At 67.5% G+C, this 16,364-nt stretch carries 16 protein-coding genes; 8 read left to right on the top strand and 8 right to left on the bottom strand.

Going from position 1 to position 16,364, the window contains the following annotated elements:
* Positions 1-9: 9 nt before the first annotated feature.
* Together ACX9OT_RS19790 and ACX9OT_RS19785 are read right to left on the bottom strand one after the other, a co-directional pair.
* Entirely contained in the window at positions 10-579 is a 570-nt protein-coding gene (locus ACX9OT_RS19790) for a response regulator transcription factor (RefSeq protein WP_012510702.1), read from the bottom strand.
* Entirely contained in the window at positions 576-1,802 is a 1,227-nt protein-coding gene (locus ACX9OT_RS19785) for an ATP-binding protein (protein WP_032128856.1), read from the bottom strand. The genes ACX9OT_RS19790 and ACX9OT_RS19785 overlap by 4 nt, the downstream gene beginning before the upstream one ends.
* Before the next feature lie 114 nt (positions 1,803-1,916).
* Here ACX9OT_RS19785 and ispG point away from each other — a divergent pair, with 114 nt between their 5' ends.
* From ispG to ACX9OT_RS19770, 3 genes are all read left to right on the top strand, one after another.
* Positions 1,917-3,182: a flavodoxin-dependent (E)-4-hydroxy-3-methylbut-2-enyl-diphosphate synthase gene (ispG, locus tag ACX9OT_RS19780; protein WP_049423521.1), complete on the top strand. Its 1,266-nt coding sequence runs from the start codon at positions 1,917-1,919 to the stop codon at positions 3,180-3,182.
* Entirely contained in the window at positions 3,163-3,912 is a 750-nt protein-coding gene (locus ACX9OT_RS19775; protein WP_032128858.1) for a phosphatase PAP2 family protein, read from the top strand. Before ispG ends, ACX9OT_RS19775 begins: the two co-directional genes overlap by 20 nt.
* Positions 3,913-4,113: 201 nt before the next feature.
* A complete protein-coding gene (locus tag ACX9OT_RS19770; protein ID WP_004153112.1) occupies positions 4,114-4,761 on the top strand; it encodes a response regulator in 648 nt (215 codons plus the stop codon).
* Between the two features lie 330 nt (positions 4,762-5,091).
* On the opposite strand, the gene eda is transcribed toward ACX9OT_RS19770, so the two are convergent.
* The 5 genes from eda to zwf form a co-directional block, all read right to left on the bottom strand.
* Positions 5,092-5,751, bottom strand: coding sequence for a bifunctional 4-hydroxy-2-oxoglutarate aldolase/2-dehydro-3-deoxy-phosphogluconate aldolase (gene eda / locus ACX9OT_RS19765; protein ID WP_049423523.1), 660 nt, complete (start codon positions 5,749-5,751; stop codon positions 5,092-5,094).
* A gap of 205 nt (positions 5,752-5,956) precedes the next feature.
* A complete protein-coding gene (gene edd / locus ACX9OT_RS19760) occupies positions 5,957-7,873 on the bottom strand; it encodes a phosphogluconate dehydratase (protein WP_459003327.1) in 1,917 nt (638 codons plus the stop codon).
* A 58-nt stretch (positions 7,874-7,931) separates the two neighbouring features.
* Complete coding sequence (gene pgl / locus ACX9OT_RS19755; protein WP_197616909.1) at positions 7,932-8,657, bottom strand: 6-phosphogluconolactonase; 726 nt, start codon at positions 8,655-8,657, stop codon at positions 7,932-7,934.
* The gene (glk, locus tag ACX9OT_RS19750) at positions 8,654-9,661 is read right to left on the bottom strand and encodes a glucokinase (protein ID WP_049400948.1); all 1,008 of its coding nucleotides are present in this window, start codon (positions 9,659-9,661) and stop codon (positions 8,654-8,656) included. The genes pgl and glk overlap by 4 nt, the downstream gene beginning before the upstream one ends.
* Positions 9,658-11,094: a glucose-6-phosphate dehydrogenase gene (zwf, locus tag ACX9OT_RS19745; RefSeq protein ID WP_132809814.1), complete on the bottom strand. Its 1,437-nt coding sequence runs from the start codon at positions 11,092-11,094 to the stop codon at positions 9,658-9,660. The genes glk and zwf overlap by 4 nt, the downstream gene beginning before the upstream one ends.
* A gap of 352 nt (positions 11,095-11,446) precedes the next feature.
* Here zwf and ACX9OT_RS19740 point away from each other — a divergent pair, with 352 nt between their 5' ends.
* Positions 11,447-12,529 carry an ABC transporter ATP-binding protein gene (locus ACX9OT_RS19740; RefSeq protein WP_149909423.1) on the top strand — a complete coding sequence of 361 codons (1,083 nt, stop codon included), beginning with the start codon at positions 11,447-11,449 and terminating at the stop codon, positions 12,527-12,529.
* A gap of 88 nt (positions 12,530-12,617) precedes the next feature.
* Here the strand turns inward: ACX9OT_RS19740 and ygfZ are convergent, their stop codons facing one another.
* A complete protein-coding gene (gene ygfZ / locus ACX9OT_RS19735; protein ID WP_459003324.1) occupies positions 12,618-13,493 on the bottom strand; it encodes a CAF17-like 4Fe-4S cluster assembly/insertion protein YgfZ in 876 nt (291 codons plus the stop codon).
* 39 nt (positions 13,494-13,532) lie between these two features.
* Here ygfZ and ACX9OT_RS19730 point away from each other — a divergent pair, with 39 nt between their 5' ends.
* From ACX9OT_RS19730 to sdhA, 4 genes are read left to right on the top strand one after another with little or no spacing between them, the layout of a single operon-like run.
* Complete coding sequence (locus ACX9OT_RS19730; protein ID WP_005409075.1) at positions 13,533-13,703, top strand: DUF1674 domain-containing protein; 171 nt, start codon at positions 13,533-13,535, stop codon at positions 13,701-13,703.
* A 56-nt stretch (positions 13,704-13,759) separates the two neighbouring features.
* Complete coding sequence (gene sdhC, locus ACX9OT_RS19725) at positions 13,760-14,152, top strand: succinate dehydrogenase, cytochrome b556 subunit (RefSeq protein WP_024958620.1); 393 nt, start codon at positions 13,760-13,762, stop codon at positions 14,150-14,152.
* On the top strand, positions 14,149-14,535 hold the full coding sequence (sdhD, locus tag ACX9OT_RS19720; protein WP_005409077.1) for a succinate dehydrogenase, hydrophobic membrane anchor protein: 387 nt from the start codon (positions 14,149-14,151) through the stop codon (positions 14,533-14,535). The genes sdhC and sdhD overlap by 4 nt, the downstream gene beginning before the upstream one ends.
* 31 nt (positions 14,536-14,566) lie before the next feature.
* The gene (gene sdhA / locus ACX9OT_RS19715) at positions 14,567-16,357 is read left to right on the top strand and encodes a succinate dehydrogenase flavoprotein subunit (RefSeq protein WP_132809817.1); all 1,791 of its coding nucleotides are present in this window, start codon (positions 14,567-14,569) and stop codon (positions 16,355-16,357) included.
* The last annotated feature ends 7 nt before the right edge of the window (positions 16,358-16,364 follow it).

Here is a 16,364-nt window from a genome sequence, read left to right as displayed (position 1 = left end):
GTCCGGCGATCAACGGCTGGGATCGCGCTCCGGGCTTGGCCGCTTGGCCAGCTTGCGCTGCAGCGAACGCCGGTGCATGCCGAGCAGGCGGGCGGCTGCAGACACGTTGCCGCCGGTCTCGTGCATTGCCTGCTGGATGTGTTCCCACTGCAGGCGGCTGATCGGCGTCATCGCATCAGGCACTTCCATTTCACCATCGTCGGCCGGGCCGTCGTCTTCCTCGCCGAGCGCGCGCAGGATCATCGGCACCGTGGCCGGCTTCGGCAGGTAGTCGTCGGCACCAAGCTTGATCGCCTCCACGGCGGTGGCGATGCTCGCGTAGCCGGTCACCAGCAGGATGCGCATGTCCGCGCGCAGGGCACGCAGCGGCTGGATCAGTGCCAGGCCGGAATCGCTGCCCAGCTTCAGGTCGATCAGCGCGAACGCCGGCGGATGCTGGCGGGCCAGCGCCAGCGCACTGGCGGCATCCTGTGCGGTCTGCGTTTCAAGCCCCTTGCGGGCCAGGCTGCGCTGCAGGGTACGCAGGTACAGCTCGTCGTCGTCGACCAGCAGGCCCAGGGTGGAGTGATGAAGGCTCATGGGGTGTCCTCACGTGGGGTCAGCGGCAGGCGGAAGCCGACGCGGCTGCCGGCCCCCTGGGCCGGGCGCATCCACATCTCGCCGTCGAGGCGTTCGATGGTGGCATGGGACAGGGCCAGGCCGACGCCCATGCCCTCGCTTTTGCTGCTGCCGAACAGCTTGCCCGGCAGCACCGCGGCACGGGCGTCGAAGCCGTGGCCGTAGTCGCGGACTTCGCCGATCAGGTCGTCGCCTTCGATGCGCAGGTCCAGGTCCACGCGCGGCCGGCCGGCCTGCTCGCCGGCATCGGCGGCATTGTTGAGCAGGACCATCAGCAGATGGCCCACGCCCGGGTCGAGTGGCAGCCGCAGCGGCGCATCGTCATTGCGATGCAGGTCGATGGTCGGCCGCACCAGGCGCCACTGTTCCAGTACCTGCTGGGCGCTGGAGTGGCTGCGACCCGGTGCATCGGCCGAGGCCGGTGCGGCCAGCGCCAGCACGCGCTCGCGGCACTGCACCAGCAGCTCGCGCAGGGTTTCCATGTCTTCGCGTACTTCGGGCTCTTCGCTGCGCTCGGCGACGTCATCGGCGAGCAGGGTCATGGTCGCCAGCGGCGTGTTCAGCTCATGCGCCACCGAGGCGGCATGGGTGGCCAGGGCGACGATGCCCTCGTTGCGGGCGAAGCGTTCGCGCAGGGCCGACAGTTCCAGTTCGCGCTGGCGCAGCGCCAGTGCCAGGCGGGTGGAGAAGGTCAGCACGACCGCTGCGGAAATCAGGAAATTGGCGACCACGCCCCAGCGGTTGAGGTCCTGGGCGCGGAAATAGCCATCCGGCAGTGACTGGCCGAAGATGCCGCTGGCGGCGTAGCCGAGCAGGCAGGCCAGCGCCACCGCCAGTGCCCAGCGCAGGGGCAGGGCGAACGCGGCGAGCGCGATCAGGATCAGGAACAGCGAACTGAACGGGTTGGCCATGCCGCCACTCCAGCCCACCATCCAGGTCAGGATGATCACGTCCACCAGAATGTGGCCGAACGCGGTCAGTGGCGCGGTGTCGGCTGCCTCCGGGCGCAGCTGGGTGTAGATGTTGAACAGGGTCAGCACGGCCACGCCCGCCCACAATGGCAGTTGCGGCAACGGCAGGCCCAGCACCCAGGTGGCAACCAGGATGGTGGCGGCCTGGCCACCTACGGCAAGCCAGCGCAGGCTGCACAGGGTTCGGAGAAACGGGGCGTCGGGACCGGTCATTCACGCTCATCGTATGCGTTCACGCGTGACCGTGCCTGCGACAATCGGCCGCAGCCGTGCCGCCGGCTGAATGCGAGTCACCCGGAATGCGGAGGCGGGCGGTAGAATGCGCCCATGCACGACGCCGTTACCCGCCCGACGCCCCCTTCCGATGCCACTGCCTGGCCCCGCCGCCAGACCCATGCCGTCCAGATCGGCGGGGTCACCGTAGGCGGAGGCAAGCCGGTCGTGGTGCAGTCGATGACCAACACCGATACCTCCGACGTGGCCTCCAGCGTGAAGCAGGTGGCCGAGTTGTGGCGTGCGGGTTCGGAAATGGTGCGGCTGACCGTCAACACCGTGGAAGCGGCTGCGGCGATCCCGCGCATCGTCGACAAGCTGGCGATGATGGGCATCGACGTGCCGCTGATCGGTGACTTCCATTACAACGGCCACCAGTTGCTGACCGCCGAACCGGCCTGTGCCGAAGCGCTGGCCAAGTACCGCATCAACCCGGGCAACGTCGGCTTCGGCAAGAAGAAGGACCTGCAGTTCGCCCAGCTGATCGAGTTCGCGATCCGCTACAACAAGCCGGTGCGCATCGGTGCCAACTGGGGCTCGCTGGACCAGGCCCTGGCGGCAAGGCTGATGGACGAGAACAACCTGCGTGAGCAGCCCTGGGACGCCGGCCGCGTGCTGCGCGAGGCGCTGATCCGCTCGGCGCTGGATTCGGCAGAGCAGGCGGTGGAGCTCGGCCTGCCGCGCGACCGCATCGTGCTGTCGGCCAAGGTCAGTGGCGTGCAGGAGCTGATCGCGGTGTACCGCGACCTGGCCCAGCGCTCGGATTTCGCCCTGCACCTGGGCCTGACCGAGGCCGGAATTGGCAGCAAGGGCATCGTCGCCTCGTCCGCGGCGCTGAGCGTGCTGCTGCAGGAGGGCATCGGTGACACCATCCGCATCTCGCTGACCCCGGAACCGGGCCAGTCGCGTACGCAGGAAGTGATCGTCGCCCAGGAGCTGCTGCAGACCACCGGCCAGCGCGCCTTCACGCCGCTGGTCACGGCCTGCCCGGGCTGCGGCCGCACCACCTCCGAGTTCTTCCAGGAGCTGGCCAAGGTGGTACAGAACCACGTGCGCGAGAAGATGCCGCTGTGGAAGATCCACCACCCGGGTGCGGAGAACATGACCCTGGCGGTGATGGGCTGCATCGTCAACGGACCGGGTGAGTCGCGCCATGCCAATATCGGCATCTCGCTGCCCGGCACGGGTGAAACGCCTGCAGCGCCGGTGTTCGTCGATGGCGAAAAGAAGGTGACCCTGCGTGGCGACAACATCGCCCAGGAATTCGTCGCCCTGATCGACGATTACGTCGAACACAAGTATGTCCGAAGCGCCGGATAAGCCTGCGATCCTCGCTGCACCGGAGTCCGCCTCCGGCTTCCGCCACTGGATGGCGCGCAATGCCTGGCGCCTGGTCCTGCTGTTCGGTGGCGTGCTGCTGCCGCTGGCCGGCTTCGTCGCCCTGGCTGACGAGGTGCACGAGTTTGAATCGTTCCATTTCGATGCGCCGCTGCTGTGGCAGATGCATGGCCTGCATTCGCCGCTGCTGGACCGCTTCTTCGTGCTCATTTCCAGACTGGGCTACGAATGGTTCCTGATCCCGGCCGACGTGCTGATCATCGGCGTGCTGCTGGGCTACCGGCGTTGGCGCGAGGCGACCTTCGTGGCGGTCAGCTTCGTCGGCTCGGCGCTGCTGAACATGGGCAGCAAGCACTTCTTCCAGCGCCAGCGCCCCAGCCTGTGGGAATCGATCGCGCCGGAATCGACGTTCAGCTTCCCCAGCGGCCATGCGATGGGCTCGATGACCCTGGCAGTGACCCTGGTGCTGCTGGCCTGGAACACCCGCTGGCGCTGGCCGGTGCTGCTGCTGGCACCGGCATTCAGCCTGCTGGTCAGCGTGTCCCGGGTCTACCTGGGGGTGCATTACCCCTCCGATATCCTGGCCGGATGGTGTGCCGCGCTGGTTTGGGTGGTAGGGTGCTATCTGGTCATGTTCAGTCGCCGGCACCCATGGCGACGTCACGGCTCGCCGCCAGCGAAGGCCAGCGAAGCATCATCACAGGGGGATTGACGTGGATGGCCCTTGAGGGACGTCTACGTGATAGATCAGTTGTTTCGTTGCAGCAGGTTCTGCAAGACAGGGGGCAAGCACAACGCGCGGTAGTGTGATGCGCAAGGCGGATTGCCGGGGTCGCATTCCGAACGCGCTTGCAGGGGTATCGGCACCCTGCCTAGCTTGACCTGCAATGGCCGCATTCGAAGAGGTACGTGAATGACGATTCGAGTCTACCTGGTGGATGACCACGCGCTGGTCCGCACCGGGATGAAGATGATTCTGTCGGGGGAAACCGACATCGAGGTGGTGGGCGAAGCCGAGACCGGCGAAGACGCGCTGCGTGAAGTCCGCCAGCTGCTGCCCGATGTGGTGCTGTGTGACCTGCACCTGCCGGGTGTGAGCGGCATGGAAGTGACCGAGCGCATCGTGCGCAGCCACCGCAATACCCGCGTGGTGATCGTGTCGGTGCTGGAAGATGGCCCGCTGCCGAAGCGGCTGCTCGAGGCTGGCGCCGCCGGTTACATCGGCAAGGGCTGCGATGCGCAGGAGCTGTTGCGCGCGGTGCGTGACGTGGCCGGCGGCCGTCGCTACCTGGGCACCAGCATCGCGCAGAACCTGGCGCTGTCGACGGTGGAAGGCAACGGTTCGCCGTTCGACAGCCTGTCCCCGCGCGAGCTGGAGGTGGCGTTGCTGCTGACCCAGGGCCTGCGCCAGGAAGACATCGCGCGGCGGCTGAGCCTGAGTGCGAAGACGGTGAACACGCACAAGGCGCGGTTGTTCGAGAAGATGGGGATCCACGACAACATCGCGTTGGCGCGGATGGCCAGCCAGTACGGGCTGGTGGATCCGGCACGGCCGCTGTAAGGGTTTCGGCCAACGGCTGAGCCCCTCGCGGTGTGCGGCAGGATTCGTGGGGTTGGCCCTGCGGAGGGATTGCGCAGGGGACGCCGTGAATCCATCCCTGGAGGCTCGGGCGCGCCATCCATGGCGCTTACGCCCCTGCGCAATCCCTCCGCAGGGCCACGGACAGGTTCCGTGCGCGTCCACCGCGGAATGAAGAAGGAAGAGCAGGAGCGGGTCGCGCGCTGTGCGCGCTCGTCGCCCGGGGTCGGATCCCTTTCCCGGTGGGAAAGGGCTCTGACCCTTGATGATGCCGGAGCCGAGCGTGGGCGCGGCTCTACCCCTTTGTCGGGCTCAGTGGCCGCGCACGCGCTGGATGATCTTGGCGGCGTCGGTGGCACTGGCGCGCACCTTGTCCCATTCGCCGTTGGCGATCCAGTTGCCCGGCACCATCCACGAACCACCGATGCAGACCACGTTCTTCTGCTCGAGGTACTCGGCGGCGGTGTTTTCGGTGATGCCGCCGGTCGGGCACAGCTTGAGGTCGGCAACCGGGCCGGCCAGGCCCTTGATCATCGCCAGCCCGCCCACGGCCGTGGCCGGGAACAGCTTGCACACGCGGAAGCCGCGCGCATACAGCGACAGCAGCTCGGTCGGCGTGGCCGCACCCGGCACCACCGGCAGCGGCGCAGCGGCCAGTGCATCAGCCAGCGCCGGCGGCGTACCCGGGGTCACCAGGAAGTCCGCGCCCGCATCGATCGACTGCTGCATCTGCTCCACGGTCAGCACCGTGCCCGCACCCACCACCACGTCCGGCAGCTCACGCTTGAGCATCGCCAGCGCTTCCATCGCCACCGGCGTACGCAGGGTCAGCTCGATGGCCGGCAAGCCACCTTCCAGCAGCGCCGCGCTGACCGCACGCGCCTGGTCCAGCGTATGAATCGTCACCACCGGCAGGATGCCCGCCGCACGCAACAGCTCCGCCGCCTTCACCTGATGTTGTTCGATACCCATGCTTTTGCCCTTGCCTTTGCTCTTCTTGATTCAGTGGCCGCAGCGCAAATGACGCGCCGGGAATTGTCCAAGGGCAGTAGAGCGCCCTGGCCGGGACCGTGAGCGGCATGGATGCCGCGATCGAGCCCCCATGGATGGGTTTACGGCGTGTCCCGGCCAGGGCGCTCTACTGCCCAAGCCGGGAAGCCTGCCGCGGCTTTTCGCTTCAGGCGTCTTTCGCCTCATGCGGCGCCGCCGCCGCCGCGGCATCGTGCCCCAACTCATACTCCGCGTCGTACTCCCACGGCCCACCATCAGCCGCCGCCGGCCCGCACGAAATCGAAATCGCACCCTGGTCGGCAGGACCCACCACGCGACGGTTGATCGCGAACAGGTTGCGACCCAGATCATGCGCGGCAGGCGCGGTGTTCGGCGCCAGCGGACGTGCGGCCCATTCGGCTGCGTCCACCAGCACTTCCAGCGTGCCGGCCTCGCCATCGAGGCGGATCATGTCGCCCTCGCGAACCTTGGCCAGTGGACCGCCGCGCGCCGCTTCCGGCGTCACATGGATCGCCGCAGGAATCTTGCCCGAGGCGCCGGACAGGCGGCCGTCGGTGACCAGCGCCACGCGCCGGCCCTGGTTCTGCAGCAGGCCCAGCAGCGGCGCCAGCGAATGCAGTTCCGGCATGCCGTTCGCACGCGGGCCCTGGTAACGCACCACCGCCACGAAATGCTCGGGCAACAGGCCGCCGGCATGCAGCTTGTTCAACACCTGCGGCGCATCGACCACCACCGCCGGTGCTTCGATCGTGCGGTATTGCGGCTTCACCGCCGACAGTTTGATCAGCGACTTGCCGAGGTTGCCGCGCAGCAGGCGCAGGCCACCCTGGTGTTCGAACGGATTGTCGACGCCACGCACCACCTCTTCGTCGGCGCTGCGTTCCAGACCCGGCAGGTAGACCAGCTGGCCGTCGCGCAGCTGCGGCTCGCGCGCATAGTCGGTCATGCCGCCACGCGCCACGCTGACCAGGTCGCCGTGCATCAGGCCGGCCTTGATCAGTTCGCCGAACACGAAGGCCGGGCCGCCTGCTGCGGCGAAGCGGTTTACATCGGCTTCGCCGTTCGGGTAGACGCGGGCCAGCAGCGGAATCAGCTGTGACAGCTCGTCGAAGTCGTCCCAGGTCAGCACGATGCCGGCCGCGCGTGCCACCGCGATCCAGTGGATGGTGTGGTTGGTCGAGCCGCCGGTCGCCATCAGCGCAATGACCGCGTTGATGATCGCGCGCTCGTCGATGATCCGGCCGAGCGGACGGAAATCGTCGCCCAGTGCGGTGATGTCGAGCGCGCGTTCGGTGGCTTCGCGGGTCAGGGCATCGCGCAGCGGCGTGTCCGGGTTGACGAACGAGGCGCCCGGCAGCTGCACGCCCATCGCTTCCAGCAGCACCTGGTTGGAATTGGCGGTGCCGTAGAAGGTACAGGTGCCCGCACCGTGGTAAGAGGCCGATTCCGCTTCCAGCAGTTCCTCGCGGGTGGCCTCGCCGGCGGCGTAGCGCTCGCGCACTTCGGCCTTCTGCTTGTTCGGAATCCCCGGCGTCATCGGGCCGGCCGGCACGAACACCGCCGGCAGGTGGCCGAAGGCCAGCGCACCGATCAGCAGGCCCGGCACGATCTTGTCGCACACACCGAGGTAGACGGTGGTGTCGAACATATCGTGGCTGAGCCCGATCGCGGTGGCCTGCGCGATCACATCGCGCGAGAACAGTGACAGTTCCATGCCGCCGCGGCCCTGGGTGACGCCGTCGCACATCGCCGGCACGCCGCCGGCCACCTGTGCGGTGGCACCCAGCTCACGGGCGATCTCGCGGATCTGCTCGGGATAGGTCTCGAACGGCTGGTGCGCCGACAGCATGTCGTTGTAGGCGGTGATGATGCCGAGGTTCGGCGTCACGCCACCGCGCAGGCGGCTCTTGTCGGTGCCGCCGCAGGCGGCGAACCCGTGGGCGAGGTTGCCGCAGCTCAGGCGGCTGCGGAACGGGCCCTCACGCAGGGAGGCGTCGATCGCGGCCAGGTAGGCGGCACGCGAGGCGGCGCTGCGGCGGATGACACGCTCAGTGATGGCTTGCAGTTGCGGATGGAGGCTCATTGGCTACCGGCGTTCGTGGTGGCGAGAGGCAAGCGGCGGCACGGCGCCGCCGCCAACATCAATCAGCCCAGTGGACGCGCAGGCGCGCGCCTTCCAGGTTGATCGCATTGAGGATGGGGTACTGCTGGGCGTCATTGCTGTCCAGCGCCTGGCGCAGTACCTGCAGCTTCTGCTTGCCGCGCAGCAGCAGCAGGCGCTGGCGGCACTGGCGCAGGCCATGCGGGGTCAGGGTGATGCGCAGCGGCCACTGGTTCGCGCCCGGGCAGCCGGTGGCATCCAGCGCCGCGTAGGGCAGGGTGCTTTCCAGTGCGCGGGCCAGGTCCTTCGAGCCCGGGAACAGCGAGGCGGTGTGGCCGTCGTTGCCCATGCCCAGTGCCACCAGGCTCGGCGGCTGGCTGTGCTGCGCCTGCAGGTTGGCGGTGTACACGCATTCCGGAAGGGGCTTGCCGATGCGCACCAGCGGATCGAAATGCGCACCTTCGGCGCGCTTCAGCAGGTGTTCGCGCACCAGCCAGGCATTGCTGTCGCGATCCTGCGGCGACAGCCAGCGCTCGTCGGCCAGGCTCACTTCCACGCGATCCCAGTGCACGTCCAGTTCGGCCAGCGCCTGGTAGACCGGTGCCGGCGTGGTGCCGCCAGACAACAGGATGCGGGCGCGGCCCACTTCGTTGATGTCGTGGTTGAGGGTCTGCGCCATCTCGGCGGCCACCGCCTCGATCCAGCCATCGGCATCGCCGTGCTGGATGAACTCGATGCGGTCGTCGTGGAAGGTGGTGGGGCTCATGCGGCAACTCCAGGTGCGTCACGTTCGGCGTCGGCGGCATAGGCGGCGGCGCCCAGCAGTCCGGCGTGGGGGTGCATCACGGCCAACGAGGGCACCCGCGCCATGATCGAGGAGAAGCGGCCCTTGTGTTCGAAGCGCTGGCGGAACCCGGAGTGCTGCAGCGAATCGAGCATCTTCGGGGTCAGCCCGCCGGTCAGGAACACGCCGTCCCACGCGCCCTGGGTCAGCACCAGGTCGCCTGCGATGGCGCCGAACACGGCGCAGAACACATCGACGGTGCGCATCGCCTGCGGGTCACCGTGCAGGGCGCGGGCGGTCACGTCCACCGGCTGCAGTTGGCCCGGATCGATGCCGGCCATCTCGCATACGGCGCGATGGATGTTGACCAGGCCAGGGCCGCAGATCAGGCGCTCGTTGGAGACGCGGCCGAACTGTTCGGACAGGATCTCCAGGATGCGGATCTCCTCCGGGGTTCCCGGCGGGAAGCTGACATGGCCGCCTTCGGTTTCCAGCGGGTAGCAGCGGCCGTGGCGCAGGATCAGGCCACCGACACCCAGGCCGGTACCCGGCCCGATCACCGCGTAGTTGCGCGGCTGGCCGGGTTTGCCCGGCACCCAGGCGGCACCGCCGACCTGGACCACGTCATCGGGCTGCAGCAGCGAAATCGCCATCGCCTGTGCGGCGAAGTCGTTGATCAGGTGCAGCTCGTTGAAGCCGAGCATGGCGGCGGTGCGGCTGCGCGAGATCACCCACGGGTGGTTGGTGATGCGCGCTTCGTCACCGTCGACGCGACCGGCCACCGCGAACACGCCGCGGCTGGCCGTGGCGCCGATCTGTTCCAGATGGTGGCGCGCGGCATCACCCAGCGACGGGAACTCCGCCACCGCGTACTCGCGGATGCTGTCCTTCTGCAGCGGTGCGTCCTGCGAGGTGTCGGCCAGGGCGAAGCGGGCGTTGGTACCGCCGATGTCGGCGACCAGCACCGGCTGCGAGCTGGCACTCATGCCGACGCTCCGCTGTCCGGCGCGTCCACGCCCTGCGGCAGGAACTCGCCCGCGTTGGCCGGGCCCCACTGGCCGGCGGGGTAGGGTTCCAGCGGCAGCTTGGCATCCTTCCAGGCGTCGGCGACGCTGTCGATCCACGCCCAGGCGGCGCGCACTTCGTCATCGCGCACGAACAGCGTGTGGTTGCCGTTGAAGGCATCCAGGAACAGGCGTTCGTAGGCGATGCGGCGGTGCAGGCCAGTCGGCACCGACAGTTCCAGTTCCAGCGGATGCAGCTCCAGCGCGCCCCATTCCGGGCCGGCCAGGCTGCTCATCAGGCCCAGTTCGATGTTTTCCTGCGGCTGCAGCTGGAACACCAGGCGGTTCGGTGCGGCCTGCGCGCGCTGCGGGCGCTCGAACAGCCAGTGAGTGACCGGCTTCAGCGTGACCACCACGCGGGTGGTGCGTTCGGGCAGGCGCTTGCCGGTGACCAGGTGGAACGGCACGCCGCTCCAGCGCCAGTTGTCGATATGCGCGGTGACCCCGGCGAAGGTCTCCACGTCGCTGCCTTCCGGCGGCTGGTAGGCCTGGGCCGGCTGGCCGTTGATGGTACCGGCGGTGTAGCGGCCACGGATGCTGTCACGCGCGGCGTGCCTGGCATCGAGCGGGCGCAGGGCGCGCAGCACCTTGACCTTCTCGTCGCGGATGCGGTCGGCTTCCAGCGAGGCCGGCGGCTCCATCGCCACCATGCACAGCAGCTGCAGGATGTGGCTCTGCACCATGTCGCGCAGCGCGCCAGAGCGGGCGTAGTAGGCGTCGCGGCCATCCACGCCTTCGCTCTCGGCCACAAGGATGTGCACCGATTCGATGTAGTTGCGGTTCCACACCGCTTCCAGCAGCGTGTTGCCGAAGCGCAGCGCGATCAGGTTCTGCACTGCGGCCTTGCCCAGGTAGTGGTCGAGGCGGAACACGCGGTCCTCGTCGATCCACTGGCCGATGGTGCTGATGATTTCCTCGGCGCTCTCGCTGTCGCTGCCGATCGGCTTCTCCAGCATCAGGCGTGCCGGTGCGGCGAGGGCGCCACCCTTGGCCAGGCCTTCGCAGGTGGAGATGTACAGGCCCGGCGGAATGGCCAGGTAGCTGACGCACTTGCGGTGCACCAGGTCGGAGACCGCGGCGGCAACCGAGTCGACGTCGCGCAGGTCCACCGAACGATAGTCGATGCGGCGCAGCAGGGCGCTGATGTCGTCCTGCGTGGCCATCGGCATGGCCTGCTGCAGGCGCGGGCGCAGGATGTCATGGAAGGCTTCGGTGTCATGCCCGGACAGGGCCAGCGCACGGATGCGGAAGTCCTCCGGCAGCAGGCCGTCGCCAAGCAGGCGAAGCAGCGAAGGGAACAGGTAGCGCTGGGCCAGATCACCTGTGGCACCGAACAGGAAGAGGGTGTCGTGCATCGCTCGAGTTTCAGATCCGGGTGACATCGTTGTCAATCGCTTCATGGCTGGGTTCGGGGGACATCCGCGCAACTGCCTGTCCGAGGTTCGTCAGGTGCGATCTCCGGGGTAGCGGAAGACCGTTCCATTCGAAACCACTGCCTCGGGGGAACCTTCGTTCAACCGCCGGCGCAGATCGGTGCGCACCGATCATCGGATAGTGCCACGTGAAAACGTTTACATGGCAGAATGGGCAACTGTATTCGATTGCAGTGCTCGCCGTCATGCGGCAGGCGCGCAATCATCACTGCCATCGGGAGGGCCGAGGCAGTCCCAAAAGACAGCCCGGCTTCGGGCGGACCGGATAGGTGATATGGCAAAAGTGCAGTTGCAGGGTGTGCGCAAGGTCTATGACAACGGCCAGGTCGCGGTGAAGGACGCCAGCTTCGAGGTCGCCGATGGCGAGCTGATGGTGCTGGTCGGTCCGTCCGGCTGTGGCAAGTCGACCCTGCTGCGGATGGTGGCTGGCCTGGAGGAGATCAGCGGCGGCACGCTGACCATCGGTGATCGCGTGGTCAACGACGTGGCGCCGAAGGACCGCGACATCGCCATGGTGTTCCAGAGCTACGCGCTGTACCCGCACATGACCGTGGCCGAGAACCTGGCCTTCGGCCTGAAGCTGCGCGGGCATGACAAGGCGACCATCGACAAGCGCATCGCCGAAGCAGCGCAGACCCTGGGCCTGACCGAGATGATGGACAAGCTGCCCAAGGCGATGTCCGGTGGCCAGCGCCAGCGTGTTGCGCTGGGCCGTGCACTGGTGCGCGAGCCGGCGGTGTTCCTGCTGGACGAGCCGCTGTCCAACCTCGACGCCAAGCTGCGCCACAGCGTGCGTACCGAAATCGCGCAGCTGCATCGCAAGCTGGGCACCACCATGATCTACGTGACGCACGACCAGGTCGAAGCAATGACCCTGGGCCAGCGCATCGTGGTGCTGAAGGACGGCATCATCCAGCAGATCGATACGCCGATGGCGCTGTACGACCGCCCGGCCAATCTGTTCGTGGCCGGTTTCCTCGGCAGCCCGGCGATGAACGTGCTGCGTGGCACGCTGCAGGGCGATGCCGGTGGCGTGACCGTGGTCGACGGCGAATGGCGGGCACCGCTGGGCCAGGCCACGATCGATCCGGCATGGCTGCAGAAGCCGATCGCGGTGGGTGTGCGCCCGGAACACCTGCAGCCGGCGGCCGCCGATGACGCGCATGCGTTCGTCGCGCGCATCGAAGGCATCGAGCCGGTCGGCAACGAGATCTTCGTGAATCTGAGCAGTGGCCAGCACGCGCTGACCATGCGCGTGGCGCCACAGTCGCTGCCGGCGGTGGGCGAGCAGATCCGTGTGGCGATCCACCCGCAGGGCCTGCACTTCTTCAACCCGGAATCCGGCGAGCGCCTGTAACGGGTAGTGCCGGCCGCTGGCCGGCAACCTCAACCAGGCATGGTTGCCGGCCAGCGGCCGGCACTACCATTCCTTGCATACACCGGGTTCAGCGCGCCAGGCCATCCAGCAACGGCATGCGCTGCGCGATCGCATCACCCACCTGCAGATCAGCGTCGCTGGCTTCCAGCGGCAGCACCGCCAGTGCCAGGTCGCCGGCCACGCAGGCAATCGTGCCCAGCGCTGCGCCATCCTGCTGCACGCCATCGCCGGCCTGCGCCGGTGCCGCGGTATGCAGCAGCTGCACCGCACGCTTGGCCTTGCCGAGGAAGTGGGTGCGGGCGACGATCTCCTGGCCCGGATAGCAGCCCTTCTTCACGCTGTAACCGTTCAGGCGGTCCAACCCCAGCTGCTGCGGGGTCCACACTTCGCGCTGGCTTTCTTGCAGCCGGGGCAGGCCGTAGCGCAGGTCGGCCTGGCGCCAGGCCAGTGCGAAAGCGGCCTCATCGGCTTCACTGCCGGCGGCGAAGGCATCGGCGCTGCCAATGCGCAGGGTCCGCGGCAGGGCGTCGCTGCCCAGGTCCAGTTCCCAGCCGTCACCTGCGGTCTGCGCAATCGCAGCGCCGCTGGCGGCTTCGGGCGCAGTGAACGCACCGGCCACGGCCAGATCGCTGCGCACCTGCACCTTTGCCTTGCGGCGGAACACGAAGCGCTGCAGTTGCGACGCAATCGCATCGGCATCACCGTCGGTCAGCACCAGCATCACGTGGTCGTCCGCCAGTCGAAGCAGCTGGAACACCGCCAGAGTGCGGCCCTTGGCGCTCAACCAGGCGCTCCACTGCCAGTGCAGCAGGGGCAGGGCGGTGACATCGCTGCTGAACTGAGCGTGGGCGAAGACGGCCGCATCCGGGCCCTGCAGGCTCAGCAGCTGGTGGCCGGGCAGGCGCGGATATCCGACGAAAGCAGGGGGCAGGTTGTCAGGCACGTGAACGAGGTCTAAAATTTGTGCGTTGCGAGACCGAACATGATAGGCCAAACAACCCCCACTCCCGACGACGAATCTGAAGCCCCGCTGGTCCCCGCGGCACCCGTGCCCGTGGAACAGGAAAAAGCAGAGGAATTCGGCGGCCGCGGCGGACTCGATCCGGTGCGGTATGGCGATTGGGAGAAAAACGGACGCTGCATCGATTTCTGATCAGCATTGAGCCAACGCGGCCACGTGCCGCCCAGCCGAGACAACGAGCCCAGCGAATGGCGACCAGACAACGCCCACTTTCCCCGCACCTTCAGGTGTATCGCTGGCAGATTCAGATGGCCACCTCGATCCTGCATCGAGCCACTGGCGTCTTTCTGTCTGTTGGTGCCCTCATCATCGCCGCCGGCCTGCTGGCCCTGATGATGGGGCCCGAGTCCTGGAACTGCTTCACCGGCCATGCCGGGGCCTGGTATGGCCGCGTGTTCCTGTTCGCGTGGACATGGTCGTTCGCCTATCACCTGTGCAATGGCATCCGCCACGTGGTGCAGGACTTCGCCATCGGCTTCAGCATCCCCGCCTTCATCCGCAGCAGCTGGCTTTCGGTCATCGGCAGCCTGGTGATCACCCTGCTGGTGTGGGCCTATGTGATGTTCGGAGGTGCCGCGTGAGCAAGTTCCGTACCCCGTTGAAGAACGTGCGCGGCCTCGGTTCGGCCAAGACCGGCACCGAGCACTTCGTGCACCAGCGCCTGACCGCCGCCGCCCTGGTGGTGCTGGGCATCTGGTTCCTGGTCTTCGTGCTGGGCCTGCTGGGCTCGGATTACGCGACTGCCGCCGCTGCCGTGGCCAAGCCGTGGAATGCGGTGCCGCTGATCGGCCTGCTGATCGCCATGTTCTGGCACGCGCAGCTCGGCATGCAGGTCGTGCTGGAAGACTACATCCACGAATCGCTGCTGGCTCTGGTGCTGCAGACCGCGGTGAAGTTCGTCGCCGTGCTCGGCATGATCGTCAGTGTGTTTGCGGTGGGCCGCATCGCCCTCGGCGTTGCCTGAGCCCAGGCACCAACACAGGAATCCAGATTAGATGTCCGCTTACAAGATCACCGAACACAAGTACGACATGGTCGTGGTCGGCGCCGGCGGCGCCGGCCTGCGCGCCACGTTCGGCCTGGCCGCCAAGGGCCTGCAGACCGTGTGCCTGACCAAGGTCTTCCCGACCCGTTCGCACACCGTTGCCGCCCAGGGCGGTATCTCGGCCGCACTCGCCAACATGGGCGAGGACGACTGGCGCTACCACTTCTTCGACACCATCAAGGGTTCGGACTGGCTGGGCGACCAGGACGCCATCGAATACATGTGCCGTGAGGCCATCCCGGCCATCATCGAGCTCGAACACTACGGCGTGCCGTTCTCGCGCACCGCCGAAGGCAAGATCTACCAGCGTCCGTTCGGTGGCATGACCACCAAGTACGGCGAAGGCCCGGCGGCGCAGCGTACCTGCGCGGCGGCCGACCGTACCGGCCACGCGATGCTGCACACCCTGTACCAGCAGTCGCTGAAGCACGATGCGCGCTTCATGATCGAGTACTTCGCGCTCGACCTGATCTTCGACGAGGAAGGCGCCTGCCGCGGCGTGCTGGCCCTGGACATGTCCGACGGCACCCTGCACCTGTTCCGCGCCCAGGGCGTGGTGCTGGCCACCGGCGGTTACGGCCGTGCCTACTTCAGCGCCACCTCGGCGCACACCTGCACCGGCGACGGTGGCGGCCTGGCCATGCGTGCCGGCATCGCCATGCAGGACATGGAGTTCGTGCAGTTCCACCCGACCGGCATCTACGGCGCCGGCTGCCTGATCACCGAGGGTGTCCGCGGTGAAGGCGGCATCCTGCGCAACAGCAGCGGCGAGCGCTTCATGGAGCGCTACGCACCGCACTACAAGGACCTGGCCTCGCGCGACGTGGTCAGCCGTTCGATGACCATCGAGATCCGCGAAGGCCGCGGCGTCGGCGAGCACAAGGACCACATCCTGCTCGACCTGACCCACCTCGGCCCGGGCGTGATCGACGAGAAGCTGCCGGGCATCGCCGAGAGCGCCCGCATCTTCGCCGGCGTCGACGTGCACAAGCAGCCGATCCCGGTCATTCCGACCGTGCACTACAACATGGGTGGCATCCCGACCAATTACCACGGCGAAGTGGTGCGCAAGGATGGCGACAACCCGGATGCCGTGGTGCCGGGCCTGTACGCCATCGGTGAAGCCGCCTGCGTGTCCGTGCACGGCGCCAACCGCCTGGGCTCGAACTCGCTGCTGGACCTGGTGGTGTTCGGTCGTGCAGTGGCCAACCGCTGCGCCGAGACCATCAAGCCGGGCGCGTCGCACAAGCCGCTGCCGGCCGATGCCTGCGACAAGGCGCTGGGCCTGCTGGACAAGCTACGCCACGCCAACGGCGATACCCCGACCTCGGTCATCCGCGATCGCATGCAGCGCACCATGCAGGCCGACGCGGCGGTCTTCCGCACCAGCCAGACGCTGAAGGAAGGCTGCGAGAAGATGGACAAGATCTTCGACTCGTTCCAGGACGTGAAGGTCTCCGACCGTTCGCTGGTCTGGAACTCGGACCTGATCGAGACCTACGAGCTGAACAACCTGCTGCTCAACGCGGTGGCGACGATCAACTCGGCCGAACAGCGCAAGGAAAGCCGCGGCGCGCATGCGCACGAGGACTATCCGGACCGCGACGACGTCAACTGGCAGAAGCACACCCTGGTCAGCGTCGACGAGAAGGGCAAGTGCAGCTTCGACTACCGTCCGGTGCACATGTACACGTTGACCGACGACGTGTCCGTAGTGCCGCCGAAGCCGCGCGTGTACTGATCCGACC

This window comes from Stenotrophomonas genospecies 3, assembly GCF_054473855.1.
This window is presented reverse-complemented; position numbering and strand designations above follow the sequence as displayed.

Bases quoted from the DNA above. Each gene is read 5' to 3' on its own strand.
- edd (WP_459003327.1), bottom strand. From the start codon at position 7,873: ATGAGCCTCCATCCGCAACTGCAAGCCATCACTGAGCGTGTCATCCGC.
- glk (WP_049400948.1), bottom strand. From the start codon at position 9,661: ATGAGTGCCAGCTCGCAGCCGGTGCTGGTCGCCGACATCGGCGGTACC.
- ACX9OT_RS19740 (WP_149909423.1), top strand. From the start codon at position 11,447: ATGGCAAAAGTGCAGTTGCAGGGTGTGCGCAAGGTCTATGACAACGGC.
- ACX9OT_RS19730 (WP_005409075.1), top strand. From the start codon at position 13,533: ATGATAGGCCAAACAACCCCCACTCCCGACGACGAATCTGAAGCCCCG.
- eda (WP_049423523.1), bottom strand. From the start codon at position 5,751: ATGGGTATCGAACAACATCAGGTGAAGGCGGCGGAGCTGTTGCGTGCG.
- ACX9OT_RS19770 (WP_004153112.1), top strand. From the start codon at position 4,114: ATGACGATTCGAGTCTACCTGGTGGATGACCACGCGCTGGTCCGCACC.
- ACX9OT_RS19790 (WP_012510702.1), bottom strand. From the start codon at position 579: ATGAGCCTTCATCACTCCACCCTGGGCCTGCTGGTCGACGACGACGAG.
- sdhA (WP_132809817.1), top strand. From the start codon at position 14,567: ATGTCCGCTTACAAGATCACCGAACACAAGTACGACATGGTCGTGGTC.
- ACX9OT_RS19775 (WP_032128858.1), top strand. From the start codon at position 3,163: ATGTCCGAAGCGCCGGATAAGCCTGCGATCCTCGCTGCACCGGAGTCC.
- pgl (WP_197616909.1), bottom strand. From the start codon at position 8,657: ATGAGCCCCACCACCTTCCACGACGACCGCATCGAGTTCATCCAGCAC.
- ispG (WP_049423521.1), top strand. From the start codon at position 1,917: ATGCACGACGCCGTTACCCGCCCGACGCCCCCTTCCGATGCCACTGCC.
- ACX9OT_RS19785 (WP_032128856.1), bottom strand. From the start codon at position 1,802: ATGACCGGTCCCGACGCCCCGTTTCTCCGAACCCTGTGCAGCCTGCGC.
- zwf (WP_132809814.1), bottom strand. From the start codon at position 11,094: ATGCACGACACCCTCTTCCTGTTCGGTGCCACAGGTGATCTGGCCCAG.
- sdhC (WP_024958620.1), top strand. From the start codon at position 13,760: ATGGCGACCAGACAACGCCCACTTTCCCCGCACCTTCAGGTGTATCGC.